The sequence below is a fragment of the Rhodanobacter thiooxydans genome (genome assembly GCF_030291135.1).
GTDB classification, from domain to species: domain Bacteria; phylum Pseudomonadota; class Gammaproteobacteria; order Xanthomonadales; family Rhodanobacteraceae; genus Rhodanobacter; species Rhodanobacter thiooxydans_A.
The window spans coordinates 2,242,281-2,261,339 of record NZ_CP127409.1 but is presented as its reverse complement, the minus strand read 5'-3'; the positions used below and the strand labels follow the sequence as shown (position 1 = coordinate 2,261,339).

The 19,059-nt window shown below is 66.9% G+C and carries 21 protein-coding genes; 17 read left to right on the top strand and 4 right to left on the bottom strand.

The features are described 5' to 3' along the window. Positions 1-5 precede the first annotated feature (5 nt). Complete coding sequence (gene asnS / locus QQA13_RS10385; RefSeq protein WP_108472503.1) at positions 6-1,421, bottom strand: asparagine--tRNA ligase; 1,416 nt, start codon at positions 1,419-1,421, stop codon at positions 6-8. Positions 1,422-1,571: 150 nt separating this feature from the next. Between asnS and QQA13_RS10380 the strand changes: the two genes are divergently transcribed. The 6 genes from QQA13_RS10380 (at position 1,572) to radA (ending at position 6,514) form a co-directional block, all read left to right on the top strand. Next, positions 1,572-1,898 (top strand): HesB/IscA family protein, encoded by a 327-nt coding sequence (locus QQA13_RS10380; protein WP_108472504.1) that lies wholly within the window; start codon positions 1,572-1,574, stop codon positions 1,896-1,898. Positions 1,899-2,133: 235 nt separating this feature from the next. Further along, entirely contained in the window at positions 2,134-2,562 is a 429-nt protein-coding gene (rpsF, locus tag QQA13_RS10375; RefSeq protein WP_108472505.1) for a 30S ribosomal protein S6, read from the top strand. 14 nt (positions 2,563-2,576) lie between these two features. Beyond that, entirely contained in the window at positions 2,577-2,807 is a 231-nt protein-coding gene (gene rpsR / locus QQA13_RS10370; protein ID WP_007081973.1) for a 30S ribosomal protein S18, read from the top strand. 137 nt (positions 2,808-2,944) lie between these two features. Beyond that, on the top strand, positions 2,945-3,394 hold the full coding sequence (gene rplI, locus QQA13_RS10365) for a 50S ribosomal protein L9 (protein WP_108472506.1): 450 nt from the start codon (positions 2,945-2,947) through the stop codon (positions 3,392-3,394). Between the two features lie 219 nt (positions 3,395-3,613). Next, positions 3,614-5,008, top strand: a complete 1,395-nt coding sequence (locus QQA13_RS10360; RefSeq protein WP_108472507.1) for a replicative DNA helicase — start codon at positions 3,614-3,616, stop codon at positions 5,006-5,008. A 120-nt stretch (positions 5,009-5,128) separates the two neighbouring features. After that, a complete protein-coding gene (gene radA / locus QQA13_RS10355; protein WP_108472508.1) occupies positions 5,129-6,514 on the top strand; it encodes a DNA repair protein RadA in 1,386 nt (461 codons plus the stop codon). Positions 6,515-6,522: 8 nt separating this feature from the next. Here radA and QQA13_RS10350 read toward each other — a convergent pair whose 3' ends face one another. Next, the gene (locus tag QQA13_RS10350) at positions 6,523-7,320 is read right to left on the bottom strand and encodes a cytochrome C assembly family protein (RefSeq protein WP_108472509.1); all 798 of its coding nucleotides are present in this window, start codon (positions 7,318-7,320) and stop codon (positions 6,523-6,525) included. Positions 7,321-7,416: 96 nt separating this feature from the next. On the opposite strand from QQA13_RS10350, the gene ffh reads away from it, so the two are divergent. From ffh to rplS, 5 genes are all read left to right on the top strand, one after another. After that, positions 7,417-8,796 carry a signal recognition particle protein gene (gene ffh / locus QQA13_RS10345; RefSeq protein WP_108472510.1) on the top strand — a complete coding sequence of 460 codons (1,380 nt, stop codon included), beginning with the start codon at positions 7,417-7,419 and terminating at the stop codon, positions 8,794-8,796. A 134-nt stretch (positions 8,797-8,930) separates the two neighbouring features. Then, entirely contained in the window at positions 8,931-9,185 is a 255-nt protein-coding gene (gene rpsP, locus QQA13_RS10340; protein ID WP_108472511.1) for a 30S ribosomal protein S16, read from the top strand. A 3-nt stretch (positions 9,186-9,188) separates the two neighbouring features. Then, positions 9,189-9,704, top strand: a complete 516-nt coding sequence (gene rimM, locus QQA13_RS10335) for a ribosome maturation factor RimM (RefSeq protein WP_108472512.1) — start codon at positions 9,189-9,191, stop codon at positions 9,702-9,704. A 33-nt stretch (positions 9,705-9,737) separates the two neighbouring features. Continuing rightward, complete coding sequence (gene trmD, locus QQA13_RS10330) at positions 9,738-10,523, top strand: tRNA (guanosine(37)-N1)-methyltransferase TrmD (protein WP_108472513.1); 786 nt, start codon at positions 9,738-9,740, stop codon at positions 10,521-10,523. Between the two features lie 30 nt (positions 10,524-10,553). Next, on the top strand, positions 10,554-10,955 hold the full coding sequence (rplS, locus tag QQA13_RS10325; RefSeq protein ID WP_056386474.1) for a 50S ribosomal protein L19: 402 nt from the start codon (positions 10,554-10,556) through the stop codon (positions 10,953-10,955). A gap of 97 nt (positions 10,956-11,052) precedes the next feature. Here the strand turns inward: rplS and QQA13_RS10320 are convergent, their stop codons facing one another. Further along, the gene (locus QQA13_RS10320) at positions 11,053-13,095 is read right to left on the bottom strand and encodes an EAL domain-containing response regulator (RefSeq protein ID WP_108472514.1); all 2,043 of its coding nucleotides are present in this window, start codon (positions 13,093-13,095) and stop codon (positions 11,053-11,055) included. 134 nt (positions 13,096-13,229) lie between these two features. Then, positions 13,230-14,240 carry an EF-P beta-lysylation protein EpmB gene (gene epmB, locus QQA13_RS10315; protein WP_108472515.1) on the bottom strand — a complete coding sequence of 337 codons (1,011 nt, stop codon included), beginning with the start codon at positions 14,238-14,240 and terminating at the stop codon, positions 13,230-13,232. An 87-nt stretch (positions 14,241-14,327) separates the two neighbouring features. Here epmB and efp point away from each other — a divergent pair, with 87 nt between their 5' ends. The 6 genes from efp to QQA13_RS10285 all read left to right on the top strand — a co-directional run bounded on the left by efp (position 14,328) and on the right by QQA13_RS10285 (position 19,035). Beyond that, a complete protein-coding gene (gene efp / locus QQA13_RS10310) occupies positions 14,328-14,906 on the top strand; it encodes an elongation factor P (protein ID WP_108472516.1) in 579 nt (192 codons plus the stop codon). Positions 14,907-15,042: 136 nt separating this feature from the next. Continuing rightward, positions 15,043-16,374 (top strand): TRZ/ATZ family hydrolase, encoded by a 1,332-nt coding sequence (locus QQA13_RS10305; protein ID WP_108472517.1) that lies wholly within the window; start codon positions 15,043-15,045, stop codon positions 16,372-16,374. Between the two features lie 13 nt (positions 16,375-16,387). After that, on the top strand, positions 16,388-16,639 hold the full coding sequence (locus QQA13_RS10300; protein ID WP_108472518.1) for a YciI family protein: 252 nt from the start codon (positions 16,388-16,390) through the stop codon (positions 16,637-16,639). A 163-nt stretch (positions 16,640-16,802) separates the two neighbouring features. Beyond that, positions 16,803-17,507, top strand: coding sequence for a bifunctional 2-polyprenyl-6-hydroxyphenol methylase/3-demethylubiquinol 3-O-methyltransferase UbiG (gene ubiG, locus QQA13_RS10295; RefSeq protein WP_108472639.1), 705 nt, complete (start codon positions 16,803-16,805; stop codon positions 17,505-17,507). Beyond that, positions 17,504-18,184 (top strand): phosphoglycolate phosphatase, encoded by a 681-nt coding sequence (gph, locus tag QQA13_RS10290; protein ID WP_108472519.1) that lies wholly within the window; start codon positions 17,504-17,506, stop codon positions 18,182-18,184. Before ubiG ends, gph begins: the two co-directional genes overlap by 4 nt. Beyond that, positions 18,181-19,035 carry a phytoene synthase gene (locus QQA13_RS10285; protein WP_108472520.1) on the top strand — a complete coding sequence of 285 codons (855 nt, stop codon included), beginning with the start codon at positions 18,181-18,183 and terminating at the stop codon, positions 19,033-19,035. Before gph ends, QQA13_RS10285 begins: the two co-directional genes overlap by 4 nt. Positions 19,036-19,059: the final 24 nt, after the last annotated feature.

Genomic DNA, 19,059 nt, shown 5'->3' with positions numbered 1-19,059 from the left:
ATTGCTCAGAATTCGGCCGTTCCGGCGGCACGGGGATAGGGGATGGCGTCGCGGATGTTGGACAGGCCGCAGATGTAGACCAGCAGCCGTTCGAAGCCGAGGCCGAAGCCGGCATGCGGCACCGTGCCATAACGGCGCAGGTCGCGGTACCAGCCATAGGCGGCAGGGTCGAGGCCGAACTGGACCATGCGGCGGTCGAGGTAGTCCAGCCGCTCCTCGCGCTGGCTGCCACCGATGATCTCGCCGATGCCCGGCGCCAGCACGTCCATCGCCGCAACGGTCTTCTCGTCATCGTTCAGACGCATGTAGAACGCCTTGATCGCCTCGGGGTAGTTCATCACGACCACCGGGCGGCCGATATGTTTCTCGGCCAGGTAGCGTTCGTGCTCGGTCTGCAGGTCGATGCCCCAGGCCACCGGGTATTCGAACTTCTCACCGGACTTCTTCAGGATCTCGATCGCGTCGGTGTAGTCGATGCGCTCAAAGGGCTTGGCGATGAACGCCTCCATGCGGGTGATCGCGTCCGGTTGCACGCGTTCGGCAAAGAACGCCATGTCGTCGGGGCGTTCGTCCAGCACGGCCTTGAAGATCGCCTTGAGGAACGCTTCGGCACAGTCCGCATCGGCGGCCAGGTCGGCGAACGCAATCTCCGGCTCGACCATCCAGAACTCGGCCAGGTGGCGTGGCGTGTTGGAGTTCTCGGCGCGGAAGGTCGGGCCGAAGGTGTAGACCTTGCTCATCGCCAGCGCGTACGCCTCGACGTTGAGCTGGCCGGACACGGTGAGGAACGCCTCGCGGCCGAAGAAATCCTTGCGGAAGTCGATCTTGCCGTCGGGCAGGCGCGGCAGGTTGGCCAGGTCCAGCGTGGACAGGCGGAACATGTCGCCCGCGCCCTCGGCGTCGGAGGTGGTGATGATCGGGGTGTTGATCCAGAAGAAACCCTGTTCGGTGAGATGGCGGTGGATCGCCGTCATCATGGTGTGGCGCACCCGGGTGATCGCGCCGAACAGGTTGGTGCGCGGGCGCAGGTGGGCGACCTCGCGCAGGAATTCCATCGAGTGCTGCTTGGGCTGGATCGGGTAGGTTTCCGGGTCGTCGACCAGGCCGGTGACGATCACCTCGTTCGCCTGGATCTCGAACGCCTGGCCCTTGCCCTGCGAGGCCACCAGGGTGCCGCTGACGACCACACCGGCACCGGCGGTGAGGTGCTTCACTTCGCTTTCGTAGTTGCCCAGGGTGGCTGGTACCACGGCCTGGATCGGATCGAAGCAGGAGCCGTCGGTGACGTTGACGAAGGACAGGCCGGCCTTGGAATCGCGGCGCGTGCGCACCCAGCCACGTACCGTCACCGTGCTGCCGGCGTCGAGCTTGCCGGAAAGAGCCTGCTTCACGCTGCATAGCGTCGGACTGACCACGGCCATCGGTTGAAACTCCTGCTGCCACGCCGCATCTGGACGTGTAATGGATGAGTGTTCCCTGCGCGCCAGCGCATGGGAGCAAACCATCATGATAATGTAGCTGCCGCCCGTGCTGCGACTTTCCGGGTCATCTCCGAGGTTCGATCTGCCGTCATGAGCATCACCATCACTTCCGCCGCCAACGAGCGCATGCGCCACTTCCTGGCGTCCACCCCGACCGCCGCCGGCGTGCGCTTCGGCGTCAAGCGCACCGGCTGCTCCGGCTTCGCCTATGTGGTGGACCTGGCCGAGGTGATGGGTGAGGGCGATCGGGTGGTCGAGGTGGACGGTTTGCCATTGATCGTCGATGACAAGAGCCTCGCGCTGGTCGACGGCACCGTGATCGACTTCCAGCGGCAGGGCCTGAATGCCAGCTTCGTGTTCCACAACCCGAACGCCACCGGCGCCTGCGGCTGTGGCGAGAGTTTCACGGTCAGCTGAGCTGGGCCGGCAGGGCATTCGCTGGCAGGCGGGAAGGGCGATCCCGAGGCAGGCCCGGGAGGCCGTCGCCCGCCTTGCCGGGCCCCTGTTTCATCAATGACTTGCGCCGACCTTCGCCGGCGCCGTACAATTCCGCTTCTGTCCGCACCAACCGGGGCCGACAGGACACTTGCCTCACCGCATCGGCGGGAGGCTGCGAGGCCGCAAGGCCGCATCCACAAGGAGTCAACCCACAATGACCCTGCGTCATTACGAAGTTGTGTTCATGGTCCATCCGGACCAGAGCGAGCAGGTCCCCGCGATGCTCGAGCGCTACAAGGCGCTGATCGAGACCGACGGCGGCAAGATCCACCGTCTGGAAGACTGGGGCCGCCGTCAGCTGGCGTACCCGATCGTCAACCTGGCCAAGGCACACTACGTGCTGCTCAACATCGAAGTCAGCCAGAGTGCGCTGAACGAGCTGGAGTCGGGCTTCCGCTTCAACGACGCGGTGCTGCGCCATCTGGTGGTCCGTCGTGACGAAGCCGACACCGAGCCGTCCTTCATCCTGAAGTCGAAGGAAAAGGATGATGCCAAGTCCACCCGTCGTCGCGACGACGAGGGTGATGGCGAAGGCCGCGGCGGTCGTGACGACCGCGACAACGATCGCGACAGCGACGACTGATCAGGAGCACAGCCATGTCCAAGTTTTTCCGCCGCCGCAAGTTCTGCCGCTTCACTGCCGAAGACGTGAAGGAGATCGACTACAAGGATCTCAACACCCTGCGCCAGTACGTCACCGAGAACGGCAAGATCGTGCCGAGCCGCATCACTGGCACCAAGGCGCGCTACCAGCGCCAGTTGGCGACCGCGATCAAGCGCGCGCGCTTCCTGTCGCTGCTGCCGTACACCGACAACCACGACGTCTGATCGTGACTGGCCGCGGCCCCGTGCTGCGGTCAGTGTCTCGCCCGGCCAAGGCCGGGCTTGGCTTTTCAGCTAAAACCTTCGGACAACCGTCCTCTGGCTGCGTCGGGCCACACCGGCGCTAACGAAAAGGAAGCATCATGGAACTCATTCTTCTGCAGAAAGTCCGCGGTCTGGGCACGCTCGGCGACAAGGTCGTCGTGAAGCCCGGCTATGGCCGCAATTTCCTCCTGCCGCAGGGCAAGGCCGTGCGCGTCAACGCCGCCAATCTGGCTGCGTTCGAGCGGCGTCGCGCCGAGTACGAGGCGAAGGCCAACACGGCGCTGGCCGATGCCGAGGCACGCAAGGTCAAGCTGGCTGATGCGTCGGTCACCATCTCCGCGCACGCCAGTGCGGAAGGCAAGCTGTTCGGCTCGGTCGGCCCGCGCGATATCGCCGAAGCCCTGGCCGCTGTCGGTCACGCCGTGCACAAGGGCGAGGTGATCCTGGGCGAGGGTCCGCTGCGCAACACCGGCGAGTACGACGTGGCGCTGCACCTGCATGCCGACGTCCACACCACCGTCAAGGTGATCGTGGTCGGCGACAAGTAAGCTCCAGCTCATCGGAAACGTTCGGGCGCCGCAAGGCGCCCGTTTGTTTTTCGGGATTCGGGCAGTGGCCCGGTTTTATCCCCACCAACCCACAGCTTATCCACAGGTTTGTTGTCTCGACGGTTGAGACGCCGCCGCGCATCATGGTGTCCGTGTGGCTACCCGCGAAATGTCGGCGCATGACGTGCCGATTGTGGGGCAATTTTCCGAGGTAAGTCGATGTCCTTCGTGCCCGAACGCAAACCTTCCTCTCCCGCCATCGAGGCGTTGCGGATACCACCGCACTCCATCGATGCCGAGCAGGCGGTGCTGGGTGGCCTGATGCTGGCACCGGATGCGCTGGACAAGGTGGCCGACCGGCTCGCCGAGGATGACTTCTACCGCAAGGATCACCGGCTGATCTGGCGGGCGATCAACGAGCTGGCGAACAAGGGCATGCCGTGCGACGCGGTGACCCTGGGCGACTGGTTCGAGAGCAACGGCATGGCCGAGATGGTCGGTGGCGCCGGCTACCTGATCGAGCTGGCCAACAGCACGCCCAGTGCGGCCAACATCGCTGCCTACGCCGAGATCGTGCGCGAGAAATCGGTGCTGCGCCAGCTGATCGACGCCGGCACCTCGATCACCGAGGACGGCTACCGGCCCGAGGGCAAGAGCGTGCACGAAGTGCTGGAAAGCGCCGAGCAGCGCGTGTTCCACATCGCCGAATCCGGCGCGCGCGGCAAGAAAGATTCCGTCTCGATGCGCGAGGCGGTGAAGGACGCGTTCCGCCTGCTCACCGAGCGCTACGAGAACCGCGGCCAGCTCACCGGCGTCAGCACCGGCTTCACCGACCTGGATGCGCTCACCTCCGGCCTGCAACCGTCGGACCTGATCATCGTGGCGGCGCGCCCGTCGATGGGCAAGACCGCCTTTGCGCTGAACATTGCCGAGGCCGCCGCGCTGGGTGGCAAGAAGGCGGTGGTGGTGTTCTCGATGGAAATGTCCTCCTCGCAGCTGGCGTTCCGCCTGATCTCCTCGGTCGGCCGCATCCACCAGCAGCACCTGCGCAACGGCACCCTCGAAGAAGAGGACTGGCCGCGCGTCTCCAACGCGATCGCGCTGTTGTCCGAGGCGAAGATCTTCATCGACGACACGCCCAGCCTGTCGCCGGTGGAACTGCGTTCGCGCGCACGCCGGCTGCACCGCGAGCACGGCGGGCTGGGCCTGATCGTGATCGATTACCTGCAGCTGATGCAGGTGCCCGGCAACAAGGAAAACCGCGCCACCGAGATCTCGGAAATCTCGCGTTCGCTGAAGGGTCTGGCCAAGGAACTGAACGTGCCGGTGATCGCCCTGTCGCAGCTCAACCGCTCGCTGGAGCAGCGCGCCGACAAGCGCCCGATGATGTCCGACCTGCGCGAGTCCGGCGCCATCGAGCAGGACGCCGACGTGATCATGTTCATCTACCGCGACGAGTACTACAACAAGGAATCGCCGGACAAGGGCGTCGCCGAGATCATCATCGGCAAGCAGCGCAACGGTCCCACCGACACCTGCAAGCTCACCTTCCTCGGCCACTACACCCAGTTCGTGAACTACGCGTCGGATTCGTTCGTGGGGTCGTTCGACTGACCGCAGGGATCGCGCTGCCGACGGCGAAAGCTGACAGCTTCACGGGTCGATGCATCTCGCCGCCTGCGATGATCGCGGGCTAAGCTCGCATCTTCCACGTATCCAGCCGGACAACCCCGCATGGCCAAAGCCAAGACCGCCTATGTCTGCACCGATTGCGGTGCCGAACATCCGAAGTGGCAGGGTTCGTGCGCCGAGTGTGGCGCATGGAACACGCTCAGCGAGATCGTGCTGGCGCCGGCTTCGGCGGCGAAGCCGTCGGTGGGCGCGCAGCGTTCCAGCTACGCCGGCACGGCCGCCGGCGCGCCGCGCATCACGCCGCTGACCGCGGTGGCGCTGACCACCGAGGCGCGCACGCTGACCGGTATCGGCGAGCTGGACCGGGTACTCGGTGGTGGCCTGGTCGAGGGCTCGGTGGTGCTGATCGGCGGCGATCCGGGTATCGGCAAATCGACCCTGCTGCTGCAGATGCTGGGCACGCTGGGCGGGCAGTTGCCCAGTGTCTACGTCACCGGCGAAGAGTCGCTGGCGCAGGTGGCTTCACGGGCGCAGCGCCTGGGCCTGCCGTTGGAGCCGCTGCAGGCGTTGGCCGAGACCTGCATCGAGCGCATCCTCGAGCAGGCGATGGCGACGCGCCCGCGAGTGCTGGTGATCGACTCGATCCAGACCATCTGGACCGAACTGCTCACCGCCGCGCCGGGTTCGGTGTCGCAGGTGCGCGAGTCGGCGGCCAAGCTCACGCGCTTTGCCAAGGAGACCGGTACCTCGGTGTTCCTGGTCGGCCACGTCACCAAGGAAGGCGGCATCGCCGGCCCGCGTGTGCTCGAGCACATGGTCGACGCGGTGCTGTATTTCGAGGGTGAATCCGGTTCGCGTTTCCGTGTGCTGCGCGCGTTCAAGAACCGCTTCGGCGCGGTCAACGAGCTGGGCGTGTTTGCGATGTCGGACAAGGGCCTGCGCGAAGTGCCGAACCCGTCGGCGATCTTCCTGTCCACGCACGCGGGGCCAACGTCGGGCAGTGCGGTGATGGTCACCCGCGAAGGCACCCGCCCGCTGCTGGTGGAGGTGCAGGCGCTGGTGGACCAGTCCTCGCTGGGCAATCCGCGGCGGGTCACCCTGGGCCTGGAACAGAACCGGCTGGCGATGCTGCTGGCCGTGCTGCACCGGCACGGCGGCGTGGCGGCGTACGACCAGGACGTGTTCGTCAACGTGGTCGGCGGCATCCGCGTGCAGGAGACGGCAGCGGACTTGCCGGTGCTGCTGGCGGTGCTGTCGTCGCTGCGCGACCGGCCATTGCCGGAGCACATGGTGACCTTCGGCGAGGTCGGCCTGTCGGGCGAGATCCGCCCGGTGCCGAACGGCGAGGAGCGCCTGAAGGAGGCTGCTCACCACGGCTTCCGCCGCGCGATCGTGCCGAAGGCGAACGCACCGAAGAAGGGCAAGGTCGGCGAGATGGAGGTGGTCGGGGTGGAGCGCTTGAGCGAGGCGATCGACGCCTGCCGCTGAACGTGCGGCTACATGCCCCGGTGCAGGACCAGTTCCAGCACCGCCTTGCTGCCGAAGAACGCCAGCACCAGCACGGCCATGCCAATCAGGGTCAGGTTGACCGCGCGCACGCCGCGCCAGCCGTGCCGCCAGCGGCCGTACAGCAGCACGCCGAACACCAGCCAGGCCACGATTGACAGCACGGTCTTGTGCGCCAGGTGCTGGCCGAACAGGTTGTCGACGAACAGCACGCCGGTGAGCAGGGTCAGCGTGAGCAGCACGAAACCGGCGCTGATCAGGCGGAACAGTAGGGTCTCGGTCAGGGTCAGCGGGGGCAGCGCGCGCAGCCAGCGGCCGAACTGGCGATGGCGCAACGCCCGCTCCTGGAGCGCCAGCAGGATCGCCAGCGCGGCGGCGATCGACAGTACGCCGAACGCGAGCAGGGCCACCGTCACGTGCAGCTTGATCTGCCAGTCCATCGGCTGCGGCAGGGTGGGTGGCGCCAGGAAGCTGTCCACCGCGAGCAGCGCGGCGGTCAGCGGGAACACGATCACGCCGAGTGCGGCGACCGGACGCGAAGCGTTCACCAGCAGGGTCAGCGCCGAGACGACGAACGCGACCAGCGAGAGCGTCGCGAAGAAGTGCAGGTCCAGTGCGCCCCGATGCATGCCAAGCAGGATGCCGGCGTGGATCAGTACGGCGCTGCCGGCCAGCGCCAGCGCCAGCCGGTTCAGCGGTTGACCGCCGCTCAGCAGCGGGCGCGCCAGGCCGGCGGCGGCGGCAAGGTAGAGCACGATGGCGATCAGGGCCAGGACGTGGATGGTCATAGCCGCGCAGTGTCGCACAGGGCCATGCCGGCTTGCATGCGAAGCGGGGCGGTCCGTCCGCTATAATCGTGCACTTCCCTGTTTGCCGGTCCCGTCATGTTCGAGTCGCTCAGCCAACGTCTTTCCATCACCGTCAATCGCCTGCGCGGTCGCGGCCGGCTGACCGAGGAGAACATCCGCGAGGCCCTGCGCGAGGTGCGCATCGCGCTGCTGGAGGCAGATGTCGCGCTGCCGGTGGTGCAGGCGCTGATCCAGCGGATCAAGGTGCGCGCGGTCGGCCAGGACGTGATCAAGAGCCTGTCGCCGGGCCAGGCGCTGGTGAAGGTGGTCAGCGACGAGCTGACCGTGGTGATGGGCACCGCCAATACCGAACTGAATCTGGCCCAGCAGCCGCCGGCGGTAGTGCTGATGGCCGGCCTGCAGGGCGCCGGCAAGACCACCACGGTGGCCAAGCTGGCGCGGCTGTTGGCCGAGCGCAAGAAGAAAAAGGTGATGGTGGTCAGCTGCGACGTCTACCGTCCGGCCGCGATCGAGCAGCTGCGCACGCTGGCCGAGCAGGTCGGGGTGAAGTTCTTCCCGTCGGCGGCGGGCCAGGATCCGGTGCAGATCGCGAAGGATGCGATCGCCGCCGCGCGCCGCGAGGTGGTCGACGTGCTGATCGTCGATACCGCCGGTCGCCTGCACGTGGACGAGGCGATGATGGCCGAGATCAAGGCCCTGCACGCCGCGATCACGCCGATCGAGACCCTGTTCGTGGTCGACTCGATGACCGGCCAGGACGCGGCCAACACGGCCAAGGCGTTCAACGAGGCGCTGCCGCTGACCGGCGTGATCCTGACCAAGACCGATGGCGACGCCCGCGGCGGCGCGGCGCTGTCGGTGCGCTACGTCACCGGCAAGCCGATCAAGTTCCTCGGCGCCGGCGAGAAGAGCGATGCGCTGGAGCCGTTCCATCCCGACCGCCTGGCCCAGCGCATCCTCGGCATGGGCGACGTGCTGTCGCTGGTGGAGGAGGTCGAGCGCAAGGTCGACCAGGACAAGGCGCAGAAGCTGGCCCAGAAGGTGATGAAGGGCAAGCGCTTCGACCTCAACGACATGAAGGACCAGCTGGAGCAGATGGGCAACATGGGTGGCCTGGCCGGCCTGATGGACAAGCTGCCCGGCGTGTCCAGCCTGCCGGACAGCGTGAAATCCAAGGTCAACGATGGCGAGATGAACCGGATGATCGCGATCATCTGCTCGATGACGAAGAAAGAGCGCCGCCATCCGGATCTGCTGAATGGCTCGCGTCGCGCCCGCGTGGCGCGTGGTTCCGGCACCCAGCCGGCCGACGTCAATCGCCTGCTCAAGCAGTACATGCAGATGGAAAAGATGATGTCCAAGCTGTCCAAGGGCGGCACCAAGGGCCTGATGCGGCAGATGCGCGGCGCCATGAAGGGCATGGGTGGCATGGGTGGTTTGCCGCCGATGCGCTGAGGGCGGGGGGCGCGGCGCGAGGCTGCTTTTCCGATTCCCTATTCCCTTTTCCCGATTACGCCCCTAAAATACCCCGTTTACCGCGCACGGCTCTCGTGTGCCTGCCGCCGGTTCGGCAATTCTGGAGTTTTACCATGGTCAAGATTCGTCTTTCGCGCGGTGGCGCCAAGGGCCGTCCGTTCTACCACGTCGTCGTGACCGATCAGCGCAACAAGCGCGACGGCCGCAATATCGAGAACGTGGGCTTCTACAACCCGGTCGCGTCGGGCAAGGACAAGCGCCTTGAGCTGAACGTCGCCCGCGTGCAGGAGTGGGTCGGCAAGGGTGCCCAGCTGACCGACAAGGTCGCCGCCCTGGTCAAGGAAGCCGGCAAGCAGCAGGCTGCCTGAGTCATGGCTGCAGCCGGTCGGCGCGTCCCGATCGGGCGCATCGTCGGGCTGTACGGCGTGCAGGGCTGGCTCAAGATCGAATCCTGGGCCGAGCCGCGCATGCGGATCTTCGACTACCAGCCGTGGCTGCTCGGTGCAGCGCCCGGCATGGAGACGCAGGTCAGCGGGGTGAAGGGTCGTGCGCAGGGCAAGGGCATGGTGGCCCAATTGCCCGGGGTGAACGACCGGGAGCAGGCGGCAGCGCTGATCGGTACCGACATCCATGTCGCCCGCGAGCAACTGCCACCGCCGGCGGAAGGCGAGTATTACTGGGTCGATCTCGAAGGACTTGAGGTCGTCACCACGGAAGACGTGAAGCTGGGGCGGGTCAGTCACCTGTTCGCCACCGGTGCCAACGACGTGGTGGTGGTCAGGGACGGGGCGCGCGAGCGGCTGGTTCCCTTCATCCAGGGTTCGTATGTGCGTTCGGTGGACTTGTCCGCAGGGCGCATGGTGGTGGACTGGGATCCCGAATTCTGACGTCGCCGGCTTGTGGGCAGAGGATCAAGGATCATGCGCATCGATGTCGTCAGCCTGTTTCCCGACTTCGTGCGCCAGTGTGCCGCCGTCGGAGTCGTGGGACGCGCGCAGCAACGCGAGCTGCTGCAGGTGGAAACCTGGAACCCGCGCGACTACGCCACCGACAAGCACCGCAGCGTGGACAGCGGCACATATGGCGGCGGTCCGGGCATGGTGATGATGATCGAGCCGTTGCGCACGACCCTGGTGGCCATACGTGCGGCGGCACCGGAGCCGGTGCATCTGGTTTATCTCAGTCCGCAGGGAGCGCGGCTGACGCAGGGCAGGGTGGAAGCGCTGGCGAAGTTGCCGCGCATCGCCCTGCTTTGTGGGCGTTACGAAGGTGTGGACGAGCGCCTGCTGGCGCACGAGGTCGACGAGGAGCTCTCCATCGGCGACTATGTGCTGTCTGGCGGCGAACTCGCCGCCGCGGTGATCATCGACGCGGTGGGGCGTTTGCAGGACGGCGCGTTGAACGACGCGCAGTCGGCCGAGCAGGATTCATTCTCGGATGGCCTGCTGGATTGTCCGCATTATGGAAAACCGGTGCACGATGCGCTGGGTGATGTACCGGAAGTATTGCTGTCCGGTGACCACGCGGCGATTGCCCGCTGGCGCCTCAAGCAATCGCTGGGACGAACCTGGTTGCGCCGCCCGGACTTGTTGTCACAGCGTGGGCTGGATGCGGCATCCCGTGCACTGCTGGACGAATTCCGCCGCGAACATGTCTCGCAAGAGCAGACACGGCAAGACGGTGTGGCCGAGTGGCCGCAACATTGATATCGATTTACGTGAACCGACAGGTGCGCCATGAACAAGATCATTGAACAGTTCGAATCCGAGCAGATCACCCGCCAGCTGCCGGACTTCGGCCCCGGCGACACCGTGGTGGTCAACGTCAAGGTGAAGGAAGGCAACCGCGAGCGCGTTCAGGCGTTCGAGGGCATCGTCATCGCCAAGCGCAGCCGCGGCCTGCATTCGGCCTTCACCGTGCGCAAGATCTCGCATGGTACCGGCGTGGAGCGCGTGTTCCAGGCACACAGCCCGGCCATCGACTCGGTGACCGTGAAGCGCAAGGGCAAGGTGCGCGGCGCCAAGCTGTATTACCTGCGTGGCCTGGAAGGCAAGGCCGCCCGCATCAAGGAAGACATCGCCGCCGCTGCCGCCGCCAAGGCGAACGCGAAGGCCGCCGCGGCTGCTGCTGCCGAGTAATCCGCTCCGCAGTTGCTGCAGCATGAAAAACCCGCGGAGCGATCCGCGGGTTTTTTGTGGCCGGAACAAGGGCCGTGGCGCGATTTGCCGGAGAGACTTACTCCAGCCGCTGCGGCTGCTGCAGGAAGTTGCCCTGCACGAAATCCACACCGCAGGCGAACAGCAACGAGGTGCTGGTGGCATCCTCGACCCATTCGGCGATGGTCTGGCGCTTCAGCTCGTGGGCCTGCTGGCAGATCTCGGTGACCTTTTTCTGGCTTTCGGGGTGCTGCGGCAGGTCGGCCATGTAGCTGCGGTCGATCTTCAGGTAGTCCGCGTCGATGTGGTTGAGCAACTGGAACGAGTTCAGGCCCGAGCCGAACTGCTCCAGCGCGAAGCGGCCACCCAGCTTCTTCCAGCCGTTGACGAACTCCTGCGCCGGGCGCAGCAGGGTCATCACCTTGCTCTCGGTCATCTCCAGCACCAGCTGGCCGCGCTTCAGTCCAGCCTGCTTCAGCCGATCGCCCAGCCACGCCAGCAGGCTGTCGTCCTGCAGCGATGCGGCAGTGAGCTTGACGAAGAACGTGGTCTGCTGGCCCTGGCCTTCACGATCCTGCAGCGCCTTGATGGCTTGGCCGAATACCCAGCGGTCGATCGCGCCGGTGAGGCCGTGCTTTTCGGCGATCGGCATGAAGAAGCCGGGCAACACCTCGCCCTGCGGGCCATTCATGCGCAGCAGGATCTCCGAATAGTCGCCTTCGGCGTCCTGCAGGCTGATGGTCTGCTGGTGGTACAGCACCAGGCCTTCGCCGGTGAGCGCCTTGCGCAGCAGCTCCAGCCAGTAGCGCTCGCGTTCCTCGTCGGCCTTCTCGCGTGCGGCCGGGTCGTGCAGCTCGACCTGGCTGCCGCCCAGGCTTTGCGCCGTGCGCAGGGCCTGGCTGGCCTGGTTGAGCAGCAGTTCGGTGTTGGCGTTCTTCTCGCCGAGCAGGCTGCCGCCGATGCTGGCGGTGACCGTGATCGAGCGCGAACCGGCGTCGAAGATCTCGTTGCTGACGCTGTGCTGTAGCTTGGCGATCCACTCCTTGATGGCCTCGTCCGCGCGCGTGTCCAGCACCACGCCGAGGGTGTGCTCGGCGAGCATGCCGGCGACATCGTCGGCGCCGAGCAGCATGCGGATACGGTCGGCGAAGCCGGCCAGCAGTTCGTCGGCCTTGCCCAGGCCGATGCCGCCCACCAGCGAGGCCCAGTTGTCCGGTTCGATCAGCAGCAGCGACTGGCCTTTCTTGCCCTTGGCCGCCGCAGTGACGGCGTCGTCGATGGATTCCAGCATGCGGGCGCGATTGAACAGGCCGGTGACCGGGTCGCGCTGCAGTTGCTGCAGCATGGCCTGGTCGACCTGCTGCCGGCGGAACACGATCTGCAGGCAGGGTTCGCCCTCGAACGTGGCTGGTGCGAACTCCACCGTGGCGTCGAACTGGCTGCCGTCGGCGCGGCGCGCGTGCAGGGTGAGCTGGGACGGCGTTTTTTCCTGCCGTGCGTGGCCGCGCAGCAGGGTCTTGAACTCGTCGGCATGGGCCGAGTCGATCATGTCCAGCACCGGCAGCCCGAGCAGGTCGTCGAAGCTGTCGTAGCCGAAGGTCTCCAGGTAAGCCTGGTTGGCGCGCACGTGCATGCCCTCGTGCACGTAGGCGATCGCGTCGGTGGACGAGTCGAGCAGTGCGTCGCAGCGTCGCTCCGATTCGCGCAGCGAGGTCTCCAGACGGCGCACCTGGCGTCGTGTCTGCAGCGACTCGAATTCGCGCTGCAGCACCGCGATCAGCTGCTTCGGCTGGCTGCGCGAGGCGACGCCGCGGGCGCCGTGCACGAACAGGTCCGCCACGATCTGATTGTCGATCGCGTTGACCAGGCCCAGCAGCGAGTAATCGCGGCCGTACGCATCGAGCACCTTGACGGCGTCCTCCAGGCTGATGCTGGTGATCGCCGGGTCGAACATCACCACGTCCGGTTCCAGCTCGTTCACCGCGGCCTGCATCTGCTCCGCGTTGGTGGCACGGGCCGGGCGCACGGCGATGCCGGTATTGCGCAGCAGGCTGATGATCTGTTCGGCCTCTTCCAGCGAACTTTCGACAAAGAGGATCTTGATGACGAAATCTTTTTTCATGGGGCGTGGTGCTGTCCGTTGATCATCGCAGGCGACGCTGGGCGGGTGCCGCGGTCAGCCGCAGTCAGTGTTTGTAGCGGATTCCGTCCACAGCCGCCAGCGGGAAAATCATCCAATGATGACCGCTGCCCGGTTCACAGGGGGCGTTTGGATGCATCGCCGCCCACCTCGCGTACCAGCCGGGGCACCAGGTAGCCCGGCAGGCGGGCACGCAGCGCCTCCATCAGCGCCAGGGCACGACTGTCGCTGACCTCGAAATGCGCGGCCCCCTGCACGCGATCGAGCTGGTGCAGGTAGTACGGCAGCACGCCGGCGGCGAACAGCCGCTCGGACAGTTCGGCCAGTGCGTCGGCGTCGTCGTTGACCCCACGCAACAGCACGGACTGGTTGAGCATGGTGGCGCCGGCCGCGCGCAGGCGGGCGCAGGCGGCGTCGACACTGGCGTCGATCTCGTTGGCGTGGTTGGCGTGCAGCACCACCACCTTCTGCAGCGACAGGGCCGCCAGCCAGGCGATGAAGGCGTCGTCGATGCGCTCCGGCAGCACCACCGGTAGGCGGGTGTGGATGCGCAGCCGGATGACCTGCGGCAGTTCGGCCAGGCCCCGGGTCAGTTCGTCGAGCTTGTGCGTCGCCAGCGCCAGTGGGTCGCCGCCGGAGAGGATCAGCTCGCGGATTGAAGGATCCTCCTGCACGTGGGCCAGCGCCTCGCGCCATTGCCCGGCTGCGGCGATCTCCTCGCCGTAGGGGAAGTGCCGGCGGAAGCAGTAGCGGCAATTCACCGCACAGCTGCCGCTGGCGATCAGCAGCGCGCGTCCGTCGTACTTGTGCAGCAGGCCGTGCCCGGCGCGGGAGGCCATGTCGCCCACCGCGTCGGTCGTGAAGCCCTCGACGCGATCGTGCTCGGCCCGCTGCGGGAGCACCTGCAGCAGCAGGGGGTCGAAGGGGTCACCCTGGCGCATCCTGGCGACAAACCCGCGCGGGACGCGCAGGGCAAAGCCGGCATCGTCGGCAGGAATGAGGTCGGGGCGGTCGCCCAGGCCCACGGCCTGAAGCAGCTCGGCGGCGTCGGTGATGGCATCCCGCCACAGTTCGCGCCAGTCTGCGGCGGGTGAAGATAGGCGGGCGCTGGGGCTTGCGGTTATCATGTCGGGCCTTGAGCGGGCCATGATGCCCGCGGCAGATACCCATTTTAACCGCCCGACGGGCGGTTTTACCTCCGGAGCAGACAACGCATGGCGACCCTTGGCCTCAATGACGTCAAAACGGGCAAGAAGATCCTCCACAACGGTGATCCGTGGATCATCACCGAGGCCGACTTCGTCAAGCCGGGCAAGGGGCAGGCGTTCACCCGTATCCGCATCCGCAACCTGAAGGACGGCCGCACCACCGAGCAGACGCTGAAGTCCAGCGACTCGTTCGAGGAAGCCGATGTCACCGATACCGACATGCAGCTTTCCTTCATCGATGGCCTCGGCAAGGATCGGCTGTGGCACTTCATGAACATGGAAACCTTCGAGATGGTGCCGGCGACGCTGGCCGCGATGGGTGATGCATGGAAGTGGCTCAAGGGCGAGGAAGAGTGCGTGATCACGCTGTTCAACGGCGGCATCGTCGCCGTGCAGCCGCCGAAGTTCGTCGAGTTGAAGATCACCGAGACCGACCCGGGCGTACGCGGCGACACCTCGGGCGGCGGCGGCAAGCCGGCCACGCTGGAGACCGGCGCCGTGGTGCGCGTGCCGCTGTTCGTCAACCAGGACGAAGTCATCAAGGTCGATACCCGCACCGGTGAGTACGACAGTCGCGTGAAGTGAGGCGCCGGCGCGTGGGCGAACCTCACGTCCTTGCCGGCGTGCAGTCCCTGCTGAAGCGGGGATCGCGAACATGGGGCGGGCGCCGCAAGGCGTGCCGCCCCATCTCGTATCCATACCTTTGCAGAGTGAGTGAGCGATGAGCCAGATGCCCCCACAGCCCGTCGACCTGATGATCGAGGCACGCTGGGTCGTGCCGGTCGAGCCGCATGCGGTGGTGCTGGAGAACCATGCGGTGGTGGTGCAGGACGAGCGCGTCGTGGCCGTGCTGCCGATCGCCGACGCGCGGCTCGCCTACGCGCCGCGCGAGCGCGTCGAACTGGGCGAGCACGCGCTGATCCCCGGCCTGGTCAACAGCCACACGCACAACCCGATGACCCTGCTGCGCGGCCTCGCCGACGACCTGCCGCTGATGGTGTGGCTGCAGCAGCACATCTGGCCGGCCGAGGCGAAGGTGATGGGCACCGAGTTCGTGCGCGACGGCGTCGAGCTGGCGGTGGCCGAGATGCTGCGCGGCGGCACCACCTGCGCCAACGAGAACTACTTCTTCCCCGACGTGATCGGCGCCACCTACCGCAAGCTGGGTTTCCGCGCGGTGGTCGGTCTGCCGGTGATCGAGTTCCCCACCGCGTGGGCGAAGACCCAGGACGAATACTTCGAGCGTGCCGGCGCGGTGCACGACAGCTTCCGCGGCGACCACCTGATCAGCACCGCGTTTGCGCCGCATGCGCCGTATACCGTGTCGGACGAGAGCTTCGAGCGCATCCGCGTGCTGTCCGACCAGCTCGACATCCCGGTGCACCTGCATACGCACGAGACCGCGCACGAAGTCGAGGACGAGAAGGCCAGGAGCGGGCTGCGCCCGTTCCAGCGGCTGCAGAAGCTGGGCCTGGTCAACGACCGCCTGATCGCCGTGCACATGACCCAGCTGACCGACGGCGAGATCGCTGCCTGCGCCGCTGCCGGCGTGTCGGTGGTGCATTGCCCGGAGTCCAACCTGAAGCTGGCCTCCGGCTTCTGCCCGGCGGAGAAGCTGCGCCTGGCCGGCGTCAACGTGGCGCTGGGCACCGACGGCTGCGCCTCCAACAACGACCTGGACATGTTCGGCGAGATGCGCACCGCCGCGCTGCTGGCCAAGGCGGTGGCTGGCGATGCGGCCGCATTCGACGCGGCGTTTGCGCTGCGCGCGGCCACGCTCAACGGCGCGAAGGCGATCGGGTTGGAGGCGAGGATCGGCTCGATCGAGGTGGGCAAGCAGGCCGATTTCGCCGCCGTGCGCTTGAGCGACCTGGAGACCCAGCCGCTGTTCCACGTGATCTCGCAGCTGGTCTACGCCACCGGCCGCCACCAGGTCAGCGACGTGTGGATCGCCGGCAGGCGCAAACTGGCCGGGCGCGAGCTGGTCGGCATGGATACTGCCGCGATCCTCGAGCGCACGCGCGCCTGGCGTGAACGCATCGCCGCGGCCTGAACCGAAGTCCCCGATGAACCGTTACCTGATCCTGCTGATCCGCCGGCCACACCTCGACCCGGCCGTGGTGCCGCTGCACCTGGCGTTCCTGCAAGGCTTGCGTGCAGACGGCCGGGTGGAACTCTCCGGCGGCTTCAGCGACAAGTCCGGCGGCGCCTACCTGCTGCACGCGGCCGACCTCGCCGAGGCGACCGCGATCGTGCAGAACGACCCGGCCCACGTCAGCGGCGGCTGGGACATCACGGTGTACGAGTGGCAGACATGAACTTTTGCGCTCATCCGTGAGCGCTAGAGATCAAAAGACGGCCATCCTTGGCCGCACTCTTCAATCAAAGAGGCTTGTGCTCGTCAATAGAGTGCGAAAATCAGGCGGCGGCCATCCATGGCCGCACTTTCAATAAACTCATGTACTCACCGTGGACTCGAACATGATCGCCGCCAACGTCAACCCCGAGGAAATCGCCCGCTTCGACAGCCTGGCGGCGCGCTGGTGGGACCCCGACGGCGAGTCGCGTCCGCTGCACGACCTCAATCCGGTGCGCGTGGCCTATGTCGCGGCGCGCATCGAGCTGCGCGGGGCGAAGGTTGCCGACGTCGGTTGCGGCGGCGGCCTGCTCAGCGAGGCGCTGGCGCGTGCCGGCGCGAAGGTCACCGGCATCGACCTGGGTGACAAGGTGATCGAGGTCGCGAAACTGCACCTGCATGAATCCGACCTCAGTGTCGACTACCGCGTGCAGTCCTCCGCAGAGTTGGCGGCGACCGAGCCGGGAGTTTTCGACGCGGTGTGCTGCATGGAACTGATCGAGCACGTACCCGACCCGGCAGCGCTGGTGAACGACCTGGCTGCGATGCTGAAGCCGGGCGGGCGGCTGTTCATGTCCACCCTCAACCGCACGCCGGCCGCGTTCGGCGCGGCGATCGTGGGTGCGGAATACGTGATGCGCCTGCTGCCGCGCGGCACCCATCACTACGCGCAGTTCCTCAAGCCGTCTGAGCTGGGCCGCCTGCTGCGCCACGCCGGGCTGGAGCTGGAAGACGTCTCCGGGTTGGCCTACAACCCGCTCAACCGCAAGGCCCGGTTGAGTTCGATCACCGCGGTCAACTACGTGCTCAGCGCACACAAACCGACATGAAGCCCTTGCCCGGAAACATCCAGGGCGTGTTGTTCGACCTGGACGGCACCTTGCTCGACAGCGCGCCCGACCTGTACGCAGCCCTGCAGGCGCAGTGTGCGGAAGAGGGTGTGCCGCCGCCACCGTACGCACCGGTGCGCGAGGTAGTCTCGCGCGGTGCGCGTGCGGTGCTGCGCTGCGCGTTTGCCGATCGCGGCGAGCCTGCGCTGGAAGCGCTGGTGCCGCGCTACCTGCAGCTGTACCAGGACGTGATGGCACAGCAGACGCACGCGTTCGACGGCGTCGACGAGTTGCTGGCGCGGATCGAGGCGCACGGCCTGCGCTGGGGCATCGTCACCAACAAGGCGGGTTTCCTTACCGACGAACTGGTTGCCCGCATCGGCTGGGCCGGGCGCGCTGGCGCCGTGGTCTGCGGCGATACCCTGGCGGTGAAGAAGCCCGATCCGGCACCGGTGCTGCTGGCCTGCGAACGCGCCGGCGTGGCGCCCGCGCACAGCCTGTTCGTCGGCGACGACCGCCGCGACGTGCAGGCCGGGGCGGCCGCCGGCCTGTACACGGTGGCGGTGAGCTGGGGCTACCTCGATGGCGGCGATCCGCACACTTGGGGCGCCGATGCTGTGCTGGATCACCCGGCCGAGCTGGCCGAACTGCTGCAATTGCAACCGGTACCGGCATGATCGAACTGGTCGAACAGAACGCGGTGCTGCAGGGCTTCATCGACAAGTGGCTGGCGGTGCAGCCACAGCAGCGCGTGGCGCTGGCCTTCGTCGATGGCCGGCGTTACCCCGGCCACATCGCGCTGGCCGCGCTGGAGCAGGAACTGCTCGGCGCTGCCTATGGCATCCGCGAGCCGCAGGTGGCCACCGCCAAGCTCAACTGGTGGGCCGAGGAACTGGCCGGCGCGCCAGCCAGCGGCGGGCGCCATCCATTGAGCCAGGTGCTGTTCGACGACGAGCGCGCGCATGCCATCGCCAGCGAGCTGTGGCTGGCGCCGGTGCTGGCTGCGATGGCGCAACTGGAGCAGGGCACTGCCACCGACTTCCCCGCGCAGATCGAGGCAGCGTTGCCGCTGCACGGTGCGCTGGCCGCACTGGAAACCGCCTGGTGGTATGGCACTGATGCGTCGCCGGCACGGGCATCGCGGGTCGCCGTATTGAACCACCTGCTGTATGCGCTGCTGCGGCTGCAGCAGGATGTCGAGCGCGATCGCCTGCCGCTGCCGATGGCGCGGCTGGCGCGGCATGGCCTGAGCCGCGTGCAATTGCGCAGCCACGGCGCGGCGCGGCAGCAGGCGATCAAGGCGCAACTGGACGACCTGCTGGCCAGCTGGCAGGAGTCGGCCACGCTGGCCGGGCCGCTCAGCGTATTCCGCGCGCTGGAGTCGCGCCACGCCAGCAGCCTGGCGCGCCGTGCGGCGCGCGCCGCCGACGCGCTGGCGGTGCTGCAGGCCGGCCAGTCGCGTACCGCGCTGACCACCGCACTGCAGGCCTGGCAGGCCGCGCGTGCATGGCGCCGCCACGTGGCGTAAAACGGCCACGGACGCAGCGTTTCC

What these genes read in the sequence shown, in the direction of transcription:
- asnS (WP_108472503.1), bottom strand. Translation starts at nt 1,421, where the DNA reads ATGGCCGTGGTCAGTCCGACGCTATGCAGCGTGAAGCAGGCTCTTTCC.
- QQA13_RS10380 (WP_108472504.1), top strand. Translation starts at nt 1,572, where the DNA reads ATGAGCATCACCATCACTTCCGCCGCCAACGAGCGCATGCGCCACTTC.
- rpsF (WP_108472505.1), top strand. Translation starts at nt 2,134, where the DNA reads ATGACCCTGCGTCATTACGAAGTTGTGTTCATGGTCCATCCGGACCAG.
- rpsR (WP_007081973.1), top strand. Translation starts at nt 2,577, where the DNA reads ATGTCCAAGTTTTTCCGCCGCCGCAAGTTCTGCCGCTTCACTGCCGAA.
- rplI (WP_108472506.1), top strand. Translation starts at nt 2,945, where the DNA reads ATGGAACTCATTCTTCTGCAGAAAGTCCGCGGTCTGGGCACGCTCGGC.
- QQA13_RS10360 (WP_108472507.1), top strand. Translation starts at nt 3,614, where the DNA reads ATGTCCTTCGTGCCCGAACGCAAACCTTCCTCTCCCGCCATCGAGGCG.
- radA (WP_108472508.1), top strand. Translation starts at nt 5,129, where the DNA reads ATGGCCAAAGCCAAGACCGCCTATGTCTGCACCGATTGCGGTGCCGAA.
- QQA13_RS10350 (WP_108472509.1), bottom strand. Translation starts at nt 7,320, where the DNA reads ATGACCATCCACGTCCTGGCCCTGATCGCCATCGTGCTCTACCTTGCC.
- ffh (WP_108472510.1), top strand. Translation starts at nt 7,417, where the DNA reads ATGTTCGAGTCGCTCAGCCAACGTCTTTCCATCACCGTCAATCGCCTG.
- rpsP (WP_108472511.1), top strand. Translation starts at nt 8,931, where the DNA reads ATGGTCAAGATTCGTCTTTCGCGCGGTGGCGCCAAGGGCCGTCCGTTC.
- rimM (WP_108472512.1), top strand. Translation starts at nt 9,189, where the DNA reads ATGGCTGCAGCCGGTCGGCGCGTCCCGATCGGGCGCATCGTCGGGCTG.
- trmD (WP_108472513.1), top strand. Translation starts at nt 9,738, where the DNA reads ATGCGCATCGATGTCGTCAGCCTGTTTCCCGACTTCGTGCGCCAGTGT.
- rplS (WP_056386474.1), top strand. Translation starts at nt 10,554, where the DNA reads ATGAACAAGATCATTGAACAGTTCGAATCCGAGCAGATCACCCGCCAG.
- QQA13_RS10320 (WP_108472514.1), bottom strand. Translation starts at nt 13,095, where the DNA reads ATGAAAAAAGATTTCGTCATCAAGATCCTCTTTGTCGAAAGTTCGCTG.
- epmB (WP_108472515.1), bottom strand. Translation starts at nt 14,240, where the DNA reads ATGATAACCGCAAGCCCCAGCGCCCGCCTATCTTCACCCGCCGCAGAC.
- efp (WP_108472516.1), top strand. Translation starts at nt 14,328, where the DNA reads ATGGCGACCCTTGGCCTCAATGACGTCAAAACGGGCAAGAAGATCCTC.
- QQA13_RS10305 (WP_108472517.1), top strand. Translation starts at nt 15,043, where the DNA reads ATGAGCCAGATGCCCCCACAGCCCGTCGACCTGATGATCGAGGCACGC.
- QQA13_RS10300 (WP_108472518.1), top strand. Translation starts at nt 16,388, where the DNA reads ATGAACCGTTACCTGATCCTGCTGATCCGCCGGCCACACCTCGACCCG.
- ubiG (WP_108472639.1), top strand. Translation starts at nt 16,803, where the DNA reads ATGATCGCCGCCAACGTCAACCCCGAGGAAATCGCCCGCTTCGACAGC.
- gph (WP_108472519.1), top strand. Translation starts at nt 17,504, where the DNA reads ATGAAGCCCTTGCCCGGAAACATCCAGGGCGTGTTGTTCGACCTGGAC.
- QQA13_RS10285 (WP_108472520.1), top strand. Translation starts at nt 18,181, where the DNA reads ATGATCGAACTGGTCGAACAGAACGCGGTGCTGCAGGGCTTCATCGAC.